Source organism: Rathayibacter sp. AY1B6 (assembly GCF_002932755.1).
Classification (GTDB): Bacteria; Actinomycetota; Actinomycetes; order Actinomycetales; family Microbacteriaceae; genus Rathayibacter.
On sequence record NZ_PSWL01000020.1, the window covers coordinates 59,819 to 75,772 of the forward strand.

A 15,954-nucleotide genomic window follows, 5' to 3' on the forward strand; every position below is an offset into this window, starting at 1 on the left:
GGGCGGACGGGGGATCCCGCCTGCGGTGTGGTCTCCGCACGGTACCGGCGATTGTTCACGGTAACAAGAGAGCACGGCCTACCTGTTGCGAAATACCCACACCGAGGCGAAGGCCCGGATGAGCAGAACGCCGCAGAGGGTGGGCCGACAGCGCGCGCGCCTGCCCCCCCGCCCGGTCAGTGCCCGCGCGCGATCCACTCCTCGCGGTGCGGGGCCTCCGCTCCGATCGTCGTCGAGTCGCCGTGGCCGGTCCGGACGACCGTCTCGGCGGGCAGCGTCAGCAGGCGATCGGTGATCGAGTCGATGATCGTCGGGAAATCGCTGTAGGAGCGGCCGGTGGCCCCCGGGCCGCCCTGGAAGAGCGTGTCGCCGGTGAACACCGTCCCCAGCGCCTCGGCCACGAAGCAGACCGCTCCGGGGGTGTGGCCCGGGGTGTGGCGCACCTCGAGCGCGATGCCGGCGACGGTCACGACCTGACCGTCGACCAGACCGCCGCTCGGGGCCGTGCCGGGGTGCACGGCGTCCCACAGCATCCGGTCGGCCTCGTGGAGCAGCACCGGGGCGCCGGTCGCCGCGCGGACGCCCTCGACCGCGTCGAGGTGGTCGTCGTGCCCGTGGGTCAGCAGCACGGCGAGGAGCCGGCGCTCGCCGACGGCCGCGAGGATCGCCTCCGCGTCGTGGGCCGCGTCGATGACGACGCACTCGGAGTCGTCGCCGACGATCCAGACGTTGTTGTCGACGTCCCAGGTGCCGCCGTCGAGGCTGAACGTGCCGCTCGTGACGAGTCGCTCGATCCGTGCGCCCATCAGAGCACCACCACCGAGCGGAGCACGTCGCCGCCGGCCATCGTGGTGAAGGCCTCCTCGATGTCCTCGATCCCGATCCGCTCGCTCACGAACTCGTCCAGCGGCAGGCGGCCCTGGAGGTAGAGGCCGGTCAGCATCGGGAAGTCGCGCTCGGGCAGGCAGTCGCCGTACCAGCTCGACTTCAGCGAGCCGCCGCGGCCGAAGACGTCGAGCAGGGGGATCTCGAGGGTCATCTCGGGAGTCGGCACCCCGACCAGCACCACGGTCCCGGCGAGGTCGCGGGCGTAGAACGCCTGTCGCCAGGTCTCGGGGCGGCCCACGGCGTCGATGACGACGTCCGCTCCGAAGCCGTTCGTCAGGGCCTGCACCGCTGCGACGACGCCCGCCTCGTCGAGGCCGCTGGAGTCGATGACGTGCGTGGCGCCGAGCTTCTCGGCCGCGACCAGCTTCTTGGGGTCCCGGTCGATCGCGATGACCGTGCCGGCGCCCGCGAGAGCGGCGCCGACCACGGCGGCCGTGCCGACTCCTCCGCAGCCGATGACCGCGACCGAGTCGCCGCGGGTCACGTTCCCGGTGTTCATCGCCGCGCCGAGGCCGGCCATGATCCCGCAGCCGAGCAGGCCCACCGCGGCGGGGTCCGCCTCCGGATCGACCTTCGTGCACTGCTTCGCGTGCACCAGGGTCTTCTCGGCGAAGGCCCCGATCCCGAGGGCGGGGCTGAGCTCGGTGCCGTCCTCCAGGGTCATCCGCTGCGTCGCGTTGAAGGTGTTGAAGCAGTACCAGGGCTCGGCCCGGGTGCAGGCCCGGCACTCGCCGCAGACCGCGCGCCAGTTGAGGACCACGAAGTCGCCGACCGCGACGTGGGTGACGCCCTCGCCGATCGCGCTCACCCGACCGGCCGCCTCGTGCCCGAGGAGGAAGGGGAAGTCGTCGCTGATCCCGCCCTCGCGGTAGTGGAAGTCGGTGTGGCAGACACCGCAGGTCTCGATGTCGACCACGGCCTCGCCCGGGCCCGGGTCGGGGACGACGATGTCGACGAGCTCCACGGGAGCGCCCTTCGACCGGGCGATGACGCCGCGCACAGTGGTGGGCATGGGGGCTCCTTCGACGGGGGCGTGCAGGTCCGCTCCACAGTAACGACCGCGGGAGGCGGGTGCGCCGGGTGGACGCGGGCGCTCCCGCCCTCTCCGGGGCCGGGCCGCCCGCCTCGCGGACCGCGACCCTGACAGTCGGTAGGGTGCGGGCCATGCGCACTCTGTACCCCGAGATCGAGCCCCACGACTCCGGCATGCTCGACGTCGGCGACGGCCACTCGCTCTACTGGGAGGTCTCGGGCAACCCCGAGGGCAAGCCCGTCGTGTTCCTGCACGGCGGCCCCGGAGCCGGCACCTCGCCCGCCCACCGCCGACTGTTCGACCCCGAGAAGTACCGCATCGTGCTGTTCGACCAGCGGATGTGCGGCCGCTCCACGCCGCACGCCGGCGAGCCGGAGGCCGACCTCTCGACCAACACCACCTGGTACCTCGTCGCCGACATCGAGCGCCTCCGCGAGCACCTCGGCGTCGAGCGCTGGCTCGTGCTCGGCGGCTCCTGGGGCTCGACCCTCGCCCTCGCCTACGCCGAGACCCACCCGGAGCGGGTCAGCGAGATCGTCCTCCGCGGCATCTTCACCCTCCGCCGCGCCGAGCTCGAGTGGTTCTACGAGGGGGGCGCCGCCGCGGTCTACCCGGATCTCTGGGAGGGCTACACCTCCGTCGTCCCGGCCGGCGAGCGGGGCGGCCTCATCGAGGCGTACTATCGCCTCCTCCACGACGCGGACCCCGCCGTGCACGGTCCCGCCGGCGTCGCCTGGACCACCTGGGAGGCGTCGACCATCACCCTCCTGCAGAAGCCGGAGCTGATCGCGGACTGGTCCGATCCCGTCTTCGCGCTCGCCTTCGCCCGAATCGAGAACCACTTCTTCGTGCACAAGGGCTGGCTGGAGGAGGGGCAGCTCATCCGCGACGCCGGCGTCCTCCGCGACATCCCGGCCGTCATCGTGCAGGGCCGCTACGACATGTGCACGCCGGCCTTCACCGCCTGGGACCTGCACCGGGCCTGGCCCGAGGCCGACTTCCGGATGATCGCCGACGCGGGCCACGCCTTCGACGAGCCGGGCATCCTCGACGCGCTGATCGAGGCGACGGACCGCTTCGCGTCGTGACGGTCGGCCCGTCCGCGGCTCGCGGCCGGGAGGCGCGGGGCGTCAGCGCCTGAGCGTCCCGCGCCCGGTGCCGTCGCGCCCCGGGAGCGGGTCTACCCTGATCAGATGCGCGCGGACGACTCCTCCGGGATGGAGGACTGGCCCACCGGCCGGCTGCTCTCCACCGCCTCCCGGATGGTCGAGCACGCCTGGCACGGCGCCCTCGCCGAGATCGGCCTCACCCACGCCGGACTGATCGTGCTGCACCTCCTGCAGGCGGGCCCCGTCGCGCAGAAGGAGCTGGCCGCCTCGGCCCACGTCGAGGTGCAGACCATGTCGCGCACCATCGAGCGCCTCGAGCGCGAGGGGCACGTCTCGCGCACCACGGATCCGTCCGACCGCCGCCGGCAGCTGGTCGCGCTCACCGCCGCGGGCAGCGAGGCCTGGCGCCGGGCGCACCGCCTCGAGGTCGACATGTTCCCGGGCTCGCTCGAGCACGGCCCCCTGCGCGAGGCGCTGCTCGAGATCATCCGCTCTGCCAGCGAGTCGCGCTGGGGCTGACCGCAAGCCCGAGCGGCGCCCTTCCGCGGAGCGCTAGCTTCGTCCGCATGACCTTCAACGACGACTCCCAGCTCAGCGGCGGCAAGGTCCGCCGCCGAGGCCGCACCACCGGCATCGCCGTCGGCGGAGGCGCGGTGGGTGTGGTCGTGCTCGCGCTGCTCTCCCAGCTGCTCGGCGTGAACCTCTCGGGCCTCGGCGAGGTGTTCGGCGGAGGAGGCTCCTCGCCGGAGGGCGTCACCTCCACCGCGGTGGCCTGCGACAGCGGCGCCGACGCCAACACGCAGGTCGACTGCCGCCTCGAGGGCGCGGCCGAGTCGCTCGACCGCTACTGGGGCGAGCAGACGCCCACCCTCGGAGTCGCCTACACGACCCCGACCGGCGTCGACCTGTTCGAGGACCAGACCACCACCGGCTGCGGGAGTGCGACCGCCGCGGTCGGCCCGTTCTACTGCCCGCCGGACCGGACGATCTACCTCGACACCGACTTCTTCGACGAGCTGCGCACCCGGTTCGACACCTCGGGCGGATCGCTCGCGCAGATGTACATCCTCGCCCACGAGTGGGGCCACCACATCCAGAACCTGACCGGCGCGATGGAGTCGGCGGACCGCTCCGGCACCGGCCCCGAGTCGGATTCGGTGCGCCTCGAGCTGCAGGCCGACTGCTTCGCCGGCGCCTGGGTGGGCGACGCCTCGACGGTGCCCGACGAGACCGGCACCCCCTACCTCAAGCCGGTGACGGCGCAGGAGTACCAGGACGCGCTCGGCGCCGCGGCCGCCGTCGGGGACGACCGCATCCAGGAGCAGGCCACCGGCACCGTCGACCCGGAGGGGTGGACGCACGGCTCGGCCGAGCAGCGCCAGCGCTGGTTCCAGGCCGGCTTCGAGGGCGACGCCACCAGCTGCGACACCTTCAGCGCTTCGCAGCTCTGACCGCGCGGCGCCGCCCCCGCGCGTGCGCTCTGCAGGCTTCCGTGCGATCTGCAGGCCCGCGTGCGCTCTGCAGGCTCCCGGAGTGCGATCTGCAGGACTCGGTGCGTTGTGCAGGCTCCCGGAGTGCGATCTGCAGGACTCGGTGCGTTGTGCAGGCTCCCCGGGTGCCGTCTGCAGGACTTCCGAGTGAAAGAGCGCTCTCCTCCGCGGGAGCCCGTCGGCGACAGCTGTGATCCCCTGCAGATCGGACACCCGCCTGCAGATCGCACACCCGCCTGCAGATCGGACACCGCCTGCAGATCGGACACCCGCCTGCAGATCGGACACCCGCCTGCAGATCGGACACCCGCCTGCAGATCGGACACCCGCCTGCAGATCGGGCCCCCCTGCAGATCGCACGTCGTCCTGCAGATCGCACGCCCCCCTCGGGCCTCAGGACACCGAGTCGGCCGGCTCCTCCATGTACCACTCCGTGAACGAGCGCGCCCGCCCGTCCGGCGCGAAGCGGATCACCCAGAGGTTCAGGTAGGTGCGGTCGCCCGGGTAGACGGTGCGCGCCTCCACCACCGCGGTCTCCTCCGTCAGCGCGACCAGCCCCCACGCGAATGTGGGATCCGCGGGCTCCTCCTCCGCCAGCCACCACTCCACGATCGCGTCGCGCGGAGTGATCGCGTCGCGGTGCGGTGCCGTGAAGTACTCGGCGTCCTCGGTGAACAGCGCTTCCACGTCGGCCGCGTCGTCCGTGGCCCAGGCCTTCTCGTAGCCGGCGATCCAGCTCTCGATGTCGATCATCCGCCCATCCTCGTCCTGCCCGACGCGCGCGGGAAGGAGCGGGAGGGAACAAAGCGGTGACCCCTGCTGTTGAGCCCCGAGCCGGTGGAAAGCAGAGCCGAGCGATACGATCCCGCCGACGACGGCCCGCCCGCCGCCGCGGTCCGGGTGCGCGTCCGCCGCCGACACGAAGGACCGCCGTGCCCGACTCCGACAGACGCTCCCTGACCCGCTCGCCGGACCCGCGCCTCATCACCGCCGTCCTCGCCTTCGCGGGGATGAGCGCCTCCTTCATGCAGACCCTGGTCGTCCCGATCCAGTCCGAGCTGCCGACGCTGCTGGGCGCCGACCGCACCGAGACCGCGTGGGTGATCACCGCCACGCTGCTGAGCGCCTGCATCCTCACCCCGGTCTCCGGCCGGCTCGGCGACCTCTACGGCAAGCGGCGGATGGCCGTGGCCGCGCTGGTCGTGCTCGTGATCGGCTCGATCGTGTGCGCCTTCGCGGGCGACGTCTGGACCCTGGTCGTGGGCCGGGCCCTTCAGGGAGCCGTGATGGGCGTCATCCCGCTCGGCATCTCGATCCTCCGCGACACCCTCCACCGCGACCGGCTCCCCGGCGCGATCGCCCTGGTCAGCGCGACCCTCGGCATCGGCGGCGCGCTCGGCCTGCCGCTCAGCGCCCTCATCGCGCAGAACACCGACTGGCACGTCCTGTTCTGGATGTCCGCGGGCCTCGGCGTCCTCGACATCGTCCTCGTCCTCCTGGTCGTCCCCGTATCGACGCTGCGCTCGCCCGGCACCTTCGACGTGGTCGGCACGATCGGCCTCGCCATCGGCCTCAGCGGCGTGCTGATCGCGGTCTCGCGCGGCAACGACTCCGGCTGGACCAGCCCCGCGATCCTCGGCTCCGGCCTCGGCGGCATCGCCGTCCTGCTGCTCTGGGGCTGGTACGAGCTGCGGCAGGAGAGCCCGCTCGTCGACCTCCGGGTGGCCGCCCGCCCCGCGGTGCTCTTCACCAACCTCGCCTCCGTGGCGGTCGGGTTCGCGTTCTTCGGCGCCCAGATCACTCTGCCGCAGCGCCTCGAGCTCCCCGCCGCGTCGGGCGTCGGCTTCGGCCTGAGCCTGATCGTGGCGAGCCTCGTCCTCGCGCCGTCGGGCCTGGCGATGATGGCCACATCGCCGCTCGCCGCCCGCCTCTCGGCGCAGTCCGGGCCGCGGCTCGTGCTGATCGCCGGCTCCGCGCTGATCGCGGTCTCGTACCTCCTGATCCTCCCGTTCGGCGGCGAGGTGTGGCAGATCCTGGTGATCAACGCGCTCATCGGCGTCGGCCTGGGCCTCGCCTACGCGGCGATGCCGACGCTGATCATGCACGCGGTCCCCGCCTCCGAGACCGCCGCGGCGAACGGTCTGAACTCGCTGATGCGGACCCTCGGCACGACGCTCTCCTCCGCGGTGACCGCCGGCGTGCTCGCGCAGCTGACCGTGCCGGTCGGCGACCTGCAGCTGCCGAGCTCGCAGGGCTTCGAGACCACGTTCGTGATCGGAGCGATCGGGGCACTGGTCGCCGTCGCCCTCGGCCTGCTCATCCCGCGGGCGCCCCGAGCCGAGGCGCGGCCCGCTCTGCCCTGACCGTTCCGCGCTACCTCGGCTGAGAGCCACCGGCCTCCCCTCCTCGAGGAGGCCCCCCACTCCTGGCTGACGTCGTGCCGGGCGCTACTCGTCCTCGAGCAGCATCCGCTCGATCTGCAGCTCGCGCAGCCGCGTCGACGTCTGCAGGTGCTCGCGCGCGGTCAGCACCAGGCGGCACAGGAGCACCAGCAGGACGATCGCGAGCACCGCGAACGCCGTCACGACGACTCCGTACAGCGCGGTCAGGACTCCCCAGGTCTGCATCATCCCTCGACGCTACGGAGCCGCGTCCGACCCCGCGTCCCCCGCCCGGCGGAGAGCCGAGCCCGCGCGGAGGCCCCGGTGGAGACCCGGGCCCCCTCGGACACCCGCGGGGAACCGCGCGGACGCCCCGGCGAAGACCCGAGCCCGCGCGGACGCCCCCGCGCCGGGCTCAGCCCGCGAACGCCCCGCGGTACGCCCGCGCCGGATGCGTCGCCGGCAGCTCGTCCGTCCCGAACAGCTTGCGGCGCAGCGTCCCCTCGGCGTACTCGGTCTGCGCGAGGCCCCGCTCCTGGAGCACCGGCATCACCCGGTCGACGAACTCCTCGTAGCTGCCGGGCAGGATCCAGTTGACGACGTTGACCCCGTCGATCCCCGCGTCGCGCCAGCCCGCCAGGTGGTCGGCGATCTGCTCCGGAGTGCCGACGACCCGTCCGCGCAGCTTCGCCGAGAGCCGGGCCAGATCGCGGACGGTCGGTTCGCGGTCGGGGGAGGCGTCGCGGATCCACTGCAGGTGGCTCTGGCCGGCGTAGGTCTCGATCGCCGAGAGCGGCAGGTCGGGGTCGAGCTTCTCGCCCGTCGCCGGGTCGAAGCCGAGGTTCGAGTGCACGAGGAACGCGTCGGAGGAGAGGTACTCGTCGATCTCGCGCTCGGCCCGGCGCGCCTCCTCCTCCGTGTCGCCGGTGATGAAGGAGAGGCCCAGGTAGAAGGAGGGCGCTCCCGCTCCGCGCCCGGCCGCCGCGGCGAGGGCCCGCGTGTCCTCGATCAGCTCGCGGGTCTTCTCCGGCGACCCCGAGAACACGAACTGCGCCTCCGCGTTCCGCGCGGCGAAGCGCCGGCCCGCGGGGGAGGAGCCGGCCTGGAAGAGCACGGGGGTGCGCTGCGGCGACGGAGCCGAGAGGTGCGGCCCCTGCACGCGGTAGCGCTTCCCGACGTGGTCGATGCGGTGGATGCGCGCCGGATCGGCGAACGAGCCGCTCTTGTCGCGCAGGAGCGCGCCGTCGTCCCACGAGCCCTCCCACAGCTTGTAGACCACGTCGAGGTACTCCTGCGCCCAGACGTAGCGCTCGTCGTGCTCCTCGAGCCGGTCGTAACCGAAGTTGCGGGCCGCGCCGTCCAGAGCGCTGGTGACGATGTTCCAGGCGATCCGCCCCTGCGAGAGGTGGTCGAGGGTCGAGACCTTGCGGGCGAAGTCGAACGGATGCGACTGCAGCACCGAGCTCGTGAACGCGAAGCCGAGGTGCTCGGTGCTCACCGCCAGGGCCGAGAGCAGCACGGCCGGGTCGTTGCTGGGCAGCTGCAGACCCTCCCGGGCGTTGACGTCCCAGTCGCCGTCGGCCGGCCCGTAGAGCCCCGCTACGTCGGCGAAGAACATCGCGTCGAAGCGGCCGCGCTCCAGCGTCCGGGCGAGGTCGATCCAGAGCTGCACGTCGTCGAACTCGTGCTGCCGGGCGTCGGGGTGGCGCCAGAGGCCGTGCTGGATGTGGGAGGCGGTGTTCATGACGAACGCGCAGAAGCGCAGCGGGCGGGGCTCGGAGTTCACGCTCCCAGGCTAGGCCGGGCGCCTCCCACCGGACTCGAACGACTCCGCGCGTAGGGTGTCCGACTGTGGAATCCCGCATCCCCGAACCCGCGCACGCCGTCCCTCCGCTGACGGACGCCGTCGCCGAGGCGCTCGACGCCAGCACCGTCGCCGAGATCCGCGCCCTGCGGGACGATTTCGCGCGGTTCATGCTCCAGTACAAGTTCGGGATGGACGAGATCGTCACGAAGGTGTCGATCCTGCAGGAGGAGTTCCGCGAGCTGCAGGAGTACAACCCGATCGAGCACGTCACGAGCCGGCTCAAGTCGGCCGACAGCCTGATCGAGAAGATCGAGCGCAAGGGCTGCGAGACGACCTTCGAGGGCATCGCCGACGCGATCACCGACATCGCCGGCGTCCGGATCACCTGCAGCTTCGTCTCGGACGTCTACCGCGTCTTCGACCTGCTCACCTCGCAGTCCGACGTGACGGTGCTCGAGGTGAAGGACTACATCGCCGAGCCGAAGGAGAACGGCTACAAGAGTCTGCACGCGATCGTCGAGGTGCCGGTGTTCCTCTCCGGCGGATCGGTCGACGTCTGCGTGGAGGTGCAGTTCCGGACCATCGCGATGGACTTCTGGGCGAGCCTGGAGCACAAGATCTACTACAAGTACGACCGCCAGGTCCCGCAGGAGCTCCTCGACGGCCTCGCCGACGCGGCCCGCACCGCCGCCACCCTCGACGCCGACATGGAGCGCCTCCACCGCCAGGTCCGCGGCGAACTGCCGGGGGCGCGCACTTACGACGTCTGAGGCGTCGCCGGGTCTCGATACGCCGCTTCGCGGCTACTCGACCACCAGGGAGCCTTGCTGATCGAGTAGCGCGCGCAGCGGACGTATCGAGATCCGTGTTGTGTCGCTGGTCTCGATACGCCGCTCCGCGGCTACTCGACCACCAGGGCCCGTCGCGGCCGGCGTCCTCGCACCAGGGCCGGCGCCGCCCGCGCGACCACCAGAGAGCCTTGCTGATCGAGTAGCGCGCGCAGCGGGCGTCTCGAGATCCCCCCTACGGAGTCAGCAGCGGCAGCAGCGCCAGCAGCAGCACCGCGGAGCCGTTCAGCGTCGCGTGCGAGACGATCGCCGCTCCGAGCCGCCCGGTGATCGTCGCGATCCAGCCGTGCGCGAGTCCCGCGGTGACCGTCGTCACGCCGAGCGTCACGATCGTGGCCGGGTTCACCATCTGGTGCCCGTGCAGCAGAGCGAACACAGCGGTCGACGCCAGCACGCTGAACACCATCGCCCAGATCCGCCGGCCCCGGGTGGGCGGCGCCCACTCCGAGCGCCCGCGCAGCATCCTGTTCCGCACCGCGCGCATCACCACCCCGCGGCAGAGGACCTCCTCCACCACCGGCGCGACCACGACCGGGATGAGGACCGAGCTCAGTACGAACCACAGCGGGTCCGGGTCGATGTCGAGGTTCCCCTGCGCGTCCTGCAGCAGGGGGGCGAAGGCCGCGAGCACGACCAGGATCACGAAGCGCACCGCGAGGCCCAGCCCGATACCGATCGGCACGTCGATCCAGCGGAACCGCAGCCCGAAGTCGGCCGCCATCGTGCCCAGCCCGCGCAGCCGTGACGCGGCGAACGGCACGATCAGCGCGACGAGGTAGCTCGCGAGCGCGCCCGCGAAGGCGAGGCCGGCGGAGTAAGGGAGCACTCCGAAGCCGAACAGCAGGATGAGGACGGCCAGCGGCAGGACGATCCCGACGATCGTGAGGACGGCGGTCGGCAGGCCCCAGCGGACCCGCGGATCGGGCAGGTAGAGGAGGGAGGAGTAGGGCGCGTTCACCGAGGGGAGGGGCTCGGCCGGCCATGGGGGCGCCGCAGCGGAGTCGGGCGCGAGCGTCGCGGGATCGGGCGGCGGGAAGGCGTCGGGTTCCATGGCCGGCCCAGCCTACGCAGACCGCCTGGACGGGATCCGGGCCGCACCCGCTGCTCGGCGCGGGCCGGAACGGCGGGACGCAGCGTGCACGGCGGAACGCAGCGCGCACGGCGGCGGGGACCCCCGGGTACGAAGAAACCCCCGCCATGTAGAAGCTAGGCGAGGGTTTCCGTGGCTCCGACGGGCGTCGATCCCGTGACCTCACGATTTTCAGTCGTGCGCTCTACCAACTGAGCTACAGAGCCGTTGCGACGAGACGTCGCTGGAGAGGTGATCTCCTGAAAAAGGCCCTTCCTCTCGGAAGGGCCTCTTTGCGACCCTGACGGGACTTGAACCCGCGACCTCCGCCGTGACAGGGCGGCACGCTAACCAACTGCGCTACAGGGCCTCGTTGCGAAGACAAGCATACTGCCTTCGAGGCTGTTCTATTTTCACGCCCCGGCCCTCTCGAGCCGGTGCACTTGCCGGTGGTGCTGGTATTCCTGGTGGTGCTGGCAGTACCGACCCATCCGTGACCCCAACGGGATTCGAACCCGTGCTGCCGCCGTGAAAGGGCGGTGTCCTAGGCCACTAAACGATGGGGCCGGAGACTCGCGGGGCGACCCTGCGGCCGACCCCCCATGACTACCGACACGCAAGCATAGGGGGCCGCGGCGCAGGATGCAAAATCGACGGTTCCGCAGGCGGCGTGCACCCCGTCCGGGGTTGACCCGGGTCTAGGAGATCGGGCAGGGCCGCGGTTAGGGTGGGGCGGAATCGCTCTTCCCACCCACCCGCGCGCCGGAGCCGCACCGCCGCGGAGGGAGGGTCCCCCTATCCCCGAGGTCCCATGCCCCACTCCCTGCGCCGTCCGCGTCCCGCCCGCCTCCCCGGCGCGCCGCGACTCGGGCGACTCCGAGGTGCTGCCCTGGCCTCCGCCGTCGTCGCGCTCGTCGCCGGCCTGCTCGTCGCCACTCCCGCCCAGGCGGTCGAGTACCCGTCCTGGGCCGACGTCGAGGCTGCGAAGGGCGACACGGCCGCCGCCGCCGCTCAGGTCGACCGGATCACGTCCCTGATCGGCGACCTCCAGAGCGAGGTCGCCTCCGCCCAGCAGCTCGCGCAGCAGCGCGGCGACGAGCACTTCGCCGCTCAGCAGGCGTTCGACGAGGCCTCGGACCAGTCGAAGAAGCTCGAGGACCGGGCTGCCGCCAGCGCCGAGGAGGCCGACAAGGCCTCGCAGCAGGCGGGCCTGCTCGCCGCGCAGCTCTACCGCAGCACCGGCACCGACCTGTCCGTCAACATCTTCCTCGACCAGAAGACCGGCCAGGCCGACCAGCTGCTGTCGAAGATCGGGAGCATGACCAAGCTGGTCGAGCGATCCTCCGCGATCTACGAGCAGGCCAGCACCGCCCGCAACACCGCGTCCTCCCTCGCCGACCAGGCCGAGGTCGCGCAGACCGAGCGCGAGCGCCTCCGCGTCGCCGCGGAGCAGAAGCTCGCCGAGGCGACCGCCGCCCAGGAGGCGTCCGAGGCCGCGCTCGCCGAGCAGCAGGAGCAGAGCGTCGTGCTCGAGCAGCAGCTCGCCGCGCTCCGCGACACCGAGTCGAAGACCGTGGCCGACTACGAGGCCGGCGTCGCCGCCCGCGAGGCCGAGCGCCTCCGCAAGCTCGCGGAGGAGGAGGCCGCTCGTCAGGCCGCCGCCCAGGCCGAGGCCGCGCGCCGCGAGGCCGCCCGGGCCGCAGCCGCGTCCAGCGGCGGCGGTGGCGGCGGATACGTCGCCCCCTCGGGCGGCGGCGGCTCCAGCGCCGTCAGCGACTCCGGCTGGGTCCGCCCCGCCGGGGGCCGCGTCACCGGCACCTTCGGCCCGCGCGACAGCATCTCGACCGGCGGAGGATCCTCCGGCTCGTACCACCGCGGCACCGACCTCGCGGGCGGCTGCGGCATCCCGATCTTCGCGGCGCACAGCGGGACCGTCTCCTACGCGGGCCCCAACGGCACCTACGGCAACTGGGTGCTGATCGACCACGGCAGCGGCATCAGCACCGGCTACGCCCACATCATGTCCGGCGGGATCTACGTCCGCGTCGGCCAGCAGGTCCAGGCCGGCGAGCAGATCGCCGCCGTCGGCTCGACGGGCGCCTCCACCGGCTGCCACCTGCACTTCGAGACCCGCGTCAACGGCTCCGCCGTCGACGCCCAACCGTTCATGGCCCAACGAGGAGTCACCCTTGGCTGACGCACAGACGACCGCACGCACCTTCACCCCGGCACCCCGGGAGCGCGCCTGGAAGGGCCGCCTCCCGCTCGTCATCTCCGCCGCCTTCGCGGTCACGGCGGTCACCGCGTCCCTCGGCATCACCCCGGCCCTCGCCGACGACGCGAAGTACCCCTCGTGGGACGACGTGCAGAACGCCAAGAAGGACGAGGCGAGCAAGCAGGCCGAGATCGACTCGATCACCGGCCTCATCACGAGCCTGCAGACCGCGGTCGACGAGAAGTCGATCACCGCGATGAAGAAGGCCGAGGCCTGGCGCCAGGCCAAGGAGGCGCTCGACGCCGCTGCGGAGGCCGTCGCCGACCTCGAGGAGAAGGCGACCACCGCCTCCGCCAAGGCCCAGACCTCGAAGATGCGCGCGGGCCTGCTCGCCGCGCACCTCTCGCGCGCCGCCGGCGGCGACCTCTCCGCCAGCCTCGTGGCCAAGGGCGAGGACGCAGGAGACCTGCTCTACCAGCTCGGCGCGATGTCGCAGCTCTCGGAGCAGTCGCAGAAGGTCTACGCCGACGCCCTCGCCGACAAGCAGAACGCGGAGTCGCTCGGCGACCAGGCCGACCGCGCCGTCACCGAGCACCAGGCGCTCTCGGACGAGGCCGACGCCGCCCGCAAGGACGCCGACGCCGCCGCCGAGTCCGCTCGCGCGTCGCTCTCGGCGCAGGAGGAGAAGTCGCAGGAGCTGGTCGCCCAGCTCGCGCTGCTGAAGGACTCCTCGGTCGAGGTCGAGACCCAGTACCTCGCGGGGGAGCAGAAGCTCCAGGCCGACGAGGCCGCCGCTCAGGCGCAGGCCGAGGCGGAGGCCGCCGCGCAGGCGCAGTCCACCGCCCGCTCCGCCCAGCAGCAGTCCTCGGCTCCCGCCGCCGCCCCCTCGCGCCAGACCGCGTCCCTCCCGCAGCCCGCCGCTCCGCAGCCCGCGCAGCAGCAGCCCGCTCCGGCTCAGGCTCCGGCCCAGCCCGCTGCGCAGCCGGTCGCCCAGCCGGCGGCTCAGCCGCTCCCGCAGCCGGTCACCGCTCCGGTCCTGGTGCCGACCAGTGGCGCCGTCGAGAACGCGATCTCGTACGCGATGGCGCAGCTCGGCGAGGAGTACGTCCTCGGCGGCATGGGCCCGGACCAGTGGGACTGCTCGGGCCTCACCAAGGCGTCGTACGCCTCCTCGGGCATCTACATCGGCACCCACTCGGCGACGAACCAGTACAACACCATGGCCGGCGCCGGCAAGCTCGTCCCCTACAGCCAGCGCCAGCGCGGCGACCTGATCTTCTGGGGCGGCGGCGGGGACTACTACCACGTGGCCATCTACCTCGGGAACAACCAGATCATCGAGGCCGCCGACTACGGCAAGCCCGTGCGCATCTGGAACACCTGGGGCACGCCCGCCGGCATGGTCGGCCGCCCGGCCGCCTGAGCCGCGGCCGCACCGCGCAACGAGAGAACCCCCTCCTGTCGAGACGACGGGAGGGGGTTCCTTCGTTGGTGCGGGAGGTCAGTGACCCTCTTCGGCCAGCTTCTTGATGCCGTCCTGGACGATCTGCTCCGCCTCGGCGGCGTCGCCCCACGCGTCGACCTTGACCCACTTGCCGGGCTCGAGGTCCTTGTAGCGCTCGAAGAAGTGCTTGATCTCGTTCTTCGTCTGCTCCGGGACGTCGCCGATGTCCTGGATGTGCTGCCAGCGCGGGTCCTTCGCGGGGACCACGACCACCTTCGCGTCGGAGCCGGCCTCGTCGCTCATGTTGAGCACGCCGACCGGGCGGACGGAGACGCCCACGCCCGGGAAGACGGGGTACTCGAGCAGCACCAGAGCGTCGACGGGGTCGCCGTCGAGGCCGAGGGTGTTCTCGAAGTACCCGTAGTCCGTCGGGTAGACGAAGGAGGTGAAGAGCACGCGGTCGAGGTAGACGCGACCGGTCTCGTGGTCGACCTCGTACTTGTTGCGGCTCCCCTTGGGGATCTCGACGACGACGTCGTATGCGGCCATGCTCTCTCCTTGAGTCGGTGGCGCCGTGAGCGGCGCATCGGCGGACGGATTCGGCCTCCGGAACGCTCGCGCGGGTGCGCGCGCGGGAGGGGCGGATCGCTGGCATTACGTTACTTGATGTGCCCGATCGCCCCCGCCTGACCCCCGCCGTCGCCGATCTGCGGCGGGCGGTGCGCGAGAGCCTCGACGAGCTCGACCCCGGAGCGCTCGTGCTGGTCGCGCTGAGCGGGGGAGCGGACTCGCTCGCGCTCGCGGCGGCGGTCGCCTTCGAGGCCCCGCGGGGCGGGAGGCGGGCCGGCGCGGTGATCGTCGACCACGGGCTGCAGGAGGCGTCGGCCGAGGTCGCGCGGCGGGCGGGGGAGCAGGCGCACGCGCTGGGGCTCGCGCCGGTGCTGCACGAGGTGGTGACGGTGTCCGCCGAGGGCGGTCCGGAGGCGGCCGCCCGCAGCGCGCGCTACCGCGCCTTCGACGACGCGCTCACCGCGACGGGCGCCGCCGCGATCCTCCTGGGCCACACCCTCGACGACCAGGCCGAGACGGTGCTGCTGGGGCTGGCCCGCGGAGCCGGTGCCGCCTCGCTGCACGGGATGGCGCCGGTCAGCGGACCGCTGCGGCGGCCGCTCCTGGGCCTGCGCCGCGAGACGACCCGCCTCGCCTGCTCCGACCAGGGGCTCGTGCCGTGGGACGACCCGCACAACGACGACCCCCGCTACTCGCGGGTCCGGGTGCGGAACCGCGTGCTGCCGGTGCTCGAGGACGAGCTCGGGCCGGGAGTGGCGCAGGCTCTGGCGCGCACCGCCGAGCAGCTGCGGGAGGACGGGGACGCGCTCGACGCGCTCGCCCTCGACTGGGCGCTCGAGCTGGTGGGCCAGGACGAGGCGGGGCACGTCACGGTCGACGCGCGGGGGCTCGCCGCGGACCCGCCGGCGCTGCGGCAGCGGATCATCCGCCTGGTCGTGGCGAACGAGTTCGGAGTCGCACTCTCGCGCTCGCAGACGCTGGCGGTCGCCGCGCTGGTCACCGACTGGCACGGCCAGAAGGGCGTCGACCTCCCCGGCGTCCTCGCCACCCGCCGCGGCACCACCCTGGTCTTCGCCCCCGCCGCGCCCTGACCCCCGCAC

Annotated in this window: 15 protein-coding genes and 3 tRNA genes; 8 read left to right on the forward strand and 10 right to left on the reverse strand. The window is 72.5% G+C overall.

The window, feature by feature from the left end; translation table 11 throughout:
• Window positions 1-176 precede the first annotated feature (176 nt).
• Both C5D08_RS11720 and C5D08_RS11725 read right to left on the reverse strand, forming a co-directional pair.
• Entirely contained in the window at window positions 177-806 is a 630-nt protein-coding gene (locus C5D08_RS11720) for an MBL fold metallo-hydrolase (RefSeq protein ID WP_104277178.1), read from the reverse strand.
• Window positions 806-1,900 carry an S-(hydroxymethyl)mycothiol dehydrogenase gene (locus C5D08_RS11725; RefSeq protein WP_104277179.1) on the reverse strand — a complete coding sequence of 365 codons (1,095 nt, stop codon included), beginning with the start codon at window positions 1,898-1,900 and terminating at the stop codon, window positions 806-808. The genes C5D08_RS11720 and C5D08_RS11725 overlap by 1 nt, the downstream gene beginning before the upstream one ends.
• Before the next feature lie 152 nt (window positions 1,901-2,052).
• Between C5D08_RS11725 and pip the strand changes: the two genes are divergently transcribed.
• The 3 genes from pip to C5D08_RS11740 all read left to right on the forward strand — a co-directional run bounded on the left by pip (window position 2,053) and on the right by C5D08_RS11740 (window position 4,481).
• Window positions 2,053-3,009, forward strand: coding sequence for a prolyl aminopeptidase (pip, locus tag C5D08_RS11730; protein WP_104277180.1), 957 nt, complete (start codon window positions 2,053-2,055; stop codon window positions 3,007-3,009).
• 105 nt (window positions 3,010-3,114) lie between these two features.
• Window positions 3,115-3,549: a MarR family winged helix-turn-helix transcriptional regulator gene (locus tag C5D08_RS11735; RefSeq protein ID WP_104277181.1), complete on the forward strand. Its 435-nt coding sequence runs from the start codon at window positions 3,115-3,117 to the stop codon at window positions 3,547-3,549.
• 47 nt (window positions 3,550-3,596) lie between these two features.
• The gene (locus tag C5D08_RS11740) at window positions 3,597-4,481 is read left to right on the forward strand and encodes a neutral zinc metallopeptidase (protein WP_104277182.1); all 885 of its coding nucleotides are present in this window, start codon (window positions 3,597-3,599) and stop codon (window positions 4,479-4,481) included.
• A gap of 432 nt (window positions 4,482-4,913) precedes the next feature.
• On the opposite strand, the gene C5D08_RS11745 is transcribed toward C5D08_RS11740, so the two are convergent.
• On the reverse strand, window positions 4,914-5,273 hold the full coding sequence (locus C5D08_RS11745; RefSeq protein ID WP_104277183.1) for a nuclear transport factor 2 family protein: 360 nt from the start codon (window positions 5,271-5,273) through the stop codon (window positions 4,914-4,916).
• A gap of 179 nt (window positions 5,274-5,452) precedes the next feature.
• Here C5D08_RS11745 and C5D08_RS11750 point away from each other — a divergent pair, with 179 nt between their 5' ends.
• A complete protein-coding gene (locus tag C5D08_RS11750) occupies window positions 5,453-6,883 on the forward strand; it encodes an MFS transporter (protein WP_258067393.1) in 1,431 nt (476 codons plus the stop codon).
• Window positions 6,884-6,967: 84 nt separating this feature from the next.
• On the opposite strand, the gene C5D08_RS11755 is transcribed toward C5D08_RS11750, so the two are convergent.
• Together C5D08_RS11755 and C5D08_RS11760 are read right to left on the reverse strand one after the other, a co-directional pair.
• Window positions 6,968-7,150 carry a hypothetical protein gene (locus tag C5D08_RS11755; RefSeq protein ID WP_104277184.1) on the reverse strand — a complete coding sequence of 61 codons (183 nt, stop codon included), beginning with the start codon at window positions 7,148-7,150 and terminating at the stop codon, window positions 6,968-6,970.
• A 166-nt stretch (window positions 7,151-7,316) separates the two neighbouring features.
• Window positions 7,317-8,645, reverse strand: a complete 1,329-nt coding sequence (locus C5D08_RS11760) for an NtaA/DmoA family FMN-dependent monooxygenase (RefSeq protein ID WP_104277192.1) — start codon at window positions 8,643-8,645, stop codon at window positions 7,317-7,319.
• A 230-nt stretch (window positions 8,646-8,875) separates the two neighbouring features.
• Between C5D08_RS11760 and C5D08_RS11765 the strand changes: the two genes are divergently transcribed.
• Window positions 8,876-9,478: a GTP pyrophosphokinase family protein gene (locus C5D08_RS11765; protein ID WP_104277193.1), complete on the forward strand. Its 603-nt coding sequence runs from the start codon at window positions 8,876-8,878 to the stop codon at window positions 9,476-9,478.
• A 253-nt stretch (window positions 9,479-9,731) separates the two neighbouring features.
• Here the strand turns inward: C5D08_RS11765 and C5D08_RS11770 are convergent, their stop codons facing one another.
• The 4 genes from C5D08_RS11770 to C5D08_RS11785 all read right to left on the reverse strand — a co-directional run bounded on the left by C5D08_RS11770 (window position 9,732) and on the right by C5D08_RS11785 (window position 11,192).
• Window positions 9,732-10,607: a type II CAAX prenyl endopeptidase Rce1 family protein gene (locus tag C5D08_RS11770; RefSeq protein ID WP_104277185.1), complete on the reverse strand. Its 876-nt coding sequence runs from the start codon at window positions 10,605-10,607 to the stop codon at window positions 9,732-9,734.
• 172 nt (window positions 10,608-10,779) lie between these two features.
• A tRNA-Phe gene (locus tag C5D08_RS11775) sits at window positions 10,780-10,852 on the reverse strand.
• Between the two features lie 69 nt (window positions 10,853-10,921).
• Window positions 10,922-10,995 (reverse strand) — tRNA-Asp (locus C5D08_RS11780).
• Window positions 10,996-11,119: 124 nt separating this feature from the next.
• Window positions 11,120-11,192: transfer RNA gene (locus tag C5D08_RS11785), tRNA-Glu, on the reverse strand.
• Between the two features lie 244 nt (window positions 11,193-11,436).
• Between C5D08_RS11785 and C5D08_RS11790 the strand changes: the two genes are divergently transcribed.
• The gene (locus tag C5D08_RS11790; protein WP_104277186.1) at window positions 11,437-12,822 is read left to right on the forward strand and encodes a peptidoglycan DD-metalloendopeptidase family protein; all 1,386 of its coding nucleotides are present in this window, start codon (window positions 11,437-11,439) and stop codon (window positions 12,820-12,822) included.
• Window positions 12,815-14,263 (forward strand): C40 family peptidase, encoded by a 1,449-nt coding sequence (locus tag C5D08_RS11795; protein ID WP_258067394.1) that lies wholly within the window; start codon window positions 12,815-12,817, stop codon window positions 14,261-14,263. Before C5D08_RS11790 ends, C5D08_RS11795 begins: the two co-directional genes overlap by 8 nt.
• Window positions 14,264-14,341: 78 nt before the next feature.
• On the opposite strand, the gene ppa is transcribed toward C5D08_RS11795, so the two are convergent.
• Window positions 14,342-14,833: an inorganic diphosphatase gene (gene ppa, locus C5D08_RS11800; RefSeq protein WP_104277187.1), complete on the reverse strand. Its 492-nt coding sequence runs from the start codon at window positions 14,831-14,833 to the stop codon at window positions 14,342-14,344.
• Between the two features lie 119 nt (window positions 14,834-14,952).
• Here ppa and tilS point away from each other — a divergent pair, with 119 nt between their 5' ends.
• Window positions 14,953-15,945, forward strand: a complete 993-nt coding sequence (gene tilS / locus C5D08_RS11805) for a tRNA lysidine(34) synthetase TilS (RefSeq protein ID WP_104277188.1) — start codon at window positions 14,953-14,955, stop codon at window positions 15,943-15,945.
• Window positions 15,946-15,954: the final 9 nt, after the last annotated feature.

Coding starts and splice junctions, on each gene's coding strand:
- C5D08_RS11720 (WP_104277178.1), bottom strand. CDS start 806: ATGGGCGCACGGATCGAGCGACTCGTCACGAGCGGCACGTTCAGCCTC.
- C5D08_RS11725 (WP_104277179.1), bottom strand. CDS start 1,900: ATGCCCACCACTGTGCGCGGCGTCATCGCCCGGTCGAAGGGCGCTCCC.
- pip (WP_104277180.1), top strand. CDS start 2,053: ATGCGCACTCTGTACCCCGAGATCGAGCCCCACGACTCCGGCATGCTC.
- C5D08_RS11735 (WP_104277181.1), top strand. CDS start 3,115: ATGCGCGCGGACGACTCCTCCGGGATGGAGGACTGGCCCACCGGCCGG.
- C5D08_RS11740 (WP_104277182.1), top strand. CDS start 3,597: ATGACCTTCAACGACGACTCCCAGCTCAGCGGCGGCAAGGTCCGCCGC.
- C5D08_RS11745 (WP_104277183.1), bottom strand. CDS start 5,273: ATGATCGACATCGAGAGCTGGATCGCCGGCTACGAGAAGGCCTGGGCC.
- C5D08_RS11755 (WP_104277184.1), bottom strand. CDS start 7,150: ATGATGCAGACCTGGGGAGTCCTGACCGCGCTGTACGGAGTCGTCGTG.
- C5D08_RS11760 (WP_104277192.1), bottom strand. CDS start 8,645: ATGAACACCGCCTCCCACATCCAGCACGGCCTCTGGCGCCACCCCGAC.
- C5D08_RS11765 (WP_104277193.1), top strand. CDS start 8,876: ATGCTCCAGTACAAGTTCGGGATGGACGAGATCGTCACGAAGGTGTCG.
- C5D08_RS11770 (WP_104277185.1), bottom strand. CDS start 10,607: ATGGAACCCGACGCCTTCCCGCCGCCCGATCCCGCGACGCTCGCGCCC.
- C5D08_RS11790 (WP_104277186.1), top strand. CDS start 11,437: ATGCCCCACTCCCTGCGCCGTCCGCGTCCCGCCCGCCTCCCCGGCGCG.
- ppa (WP_104277187.1), bottom strand. CDS start 14,833: ATGGCCGCATACGACGTCGTCGTCGAGATCCCCAAGGGGAGCCGCAAC.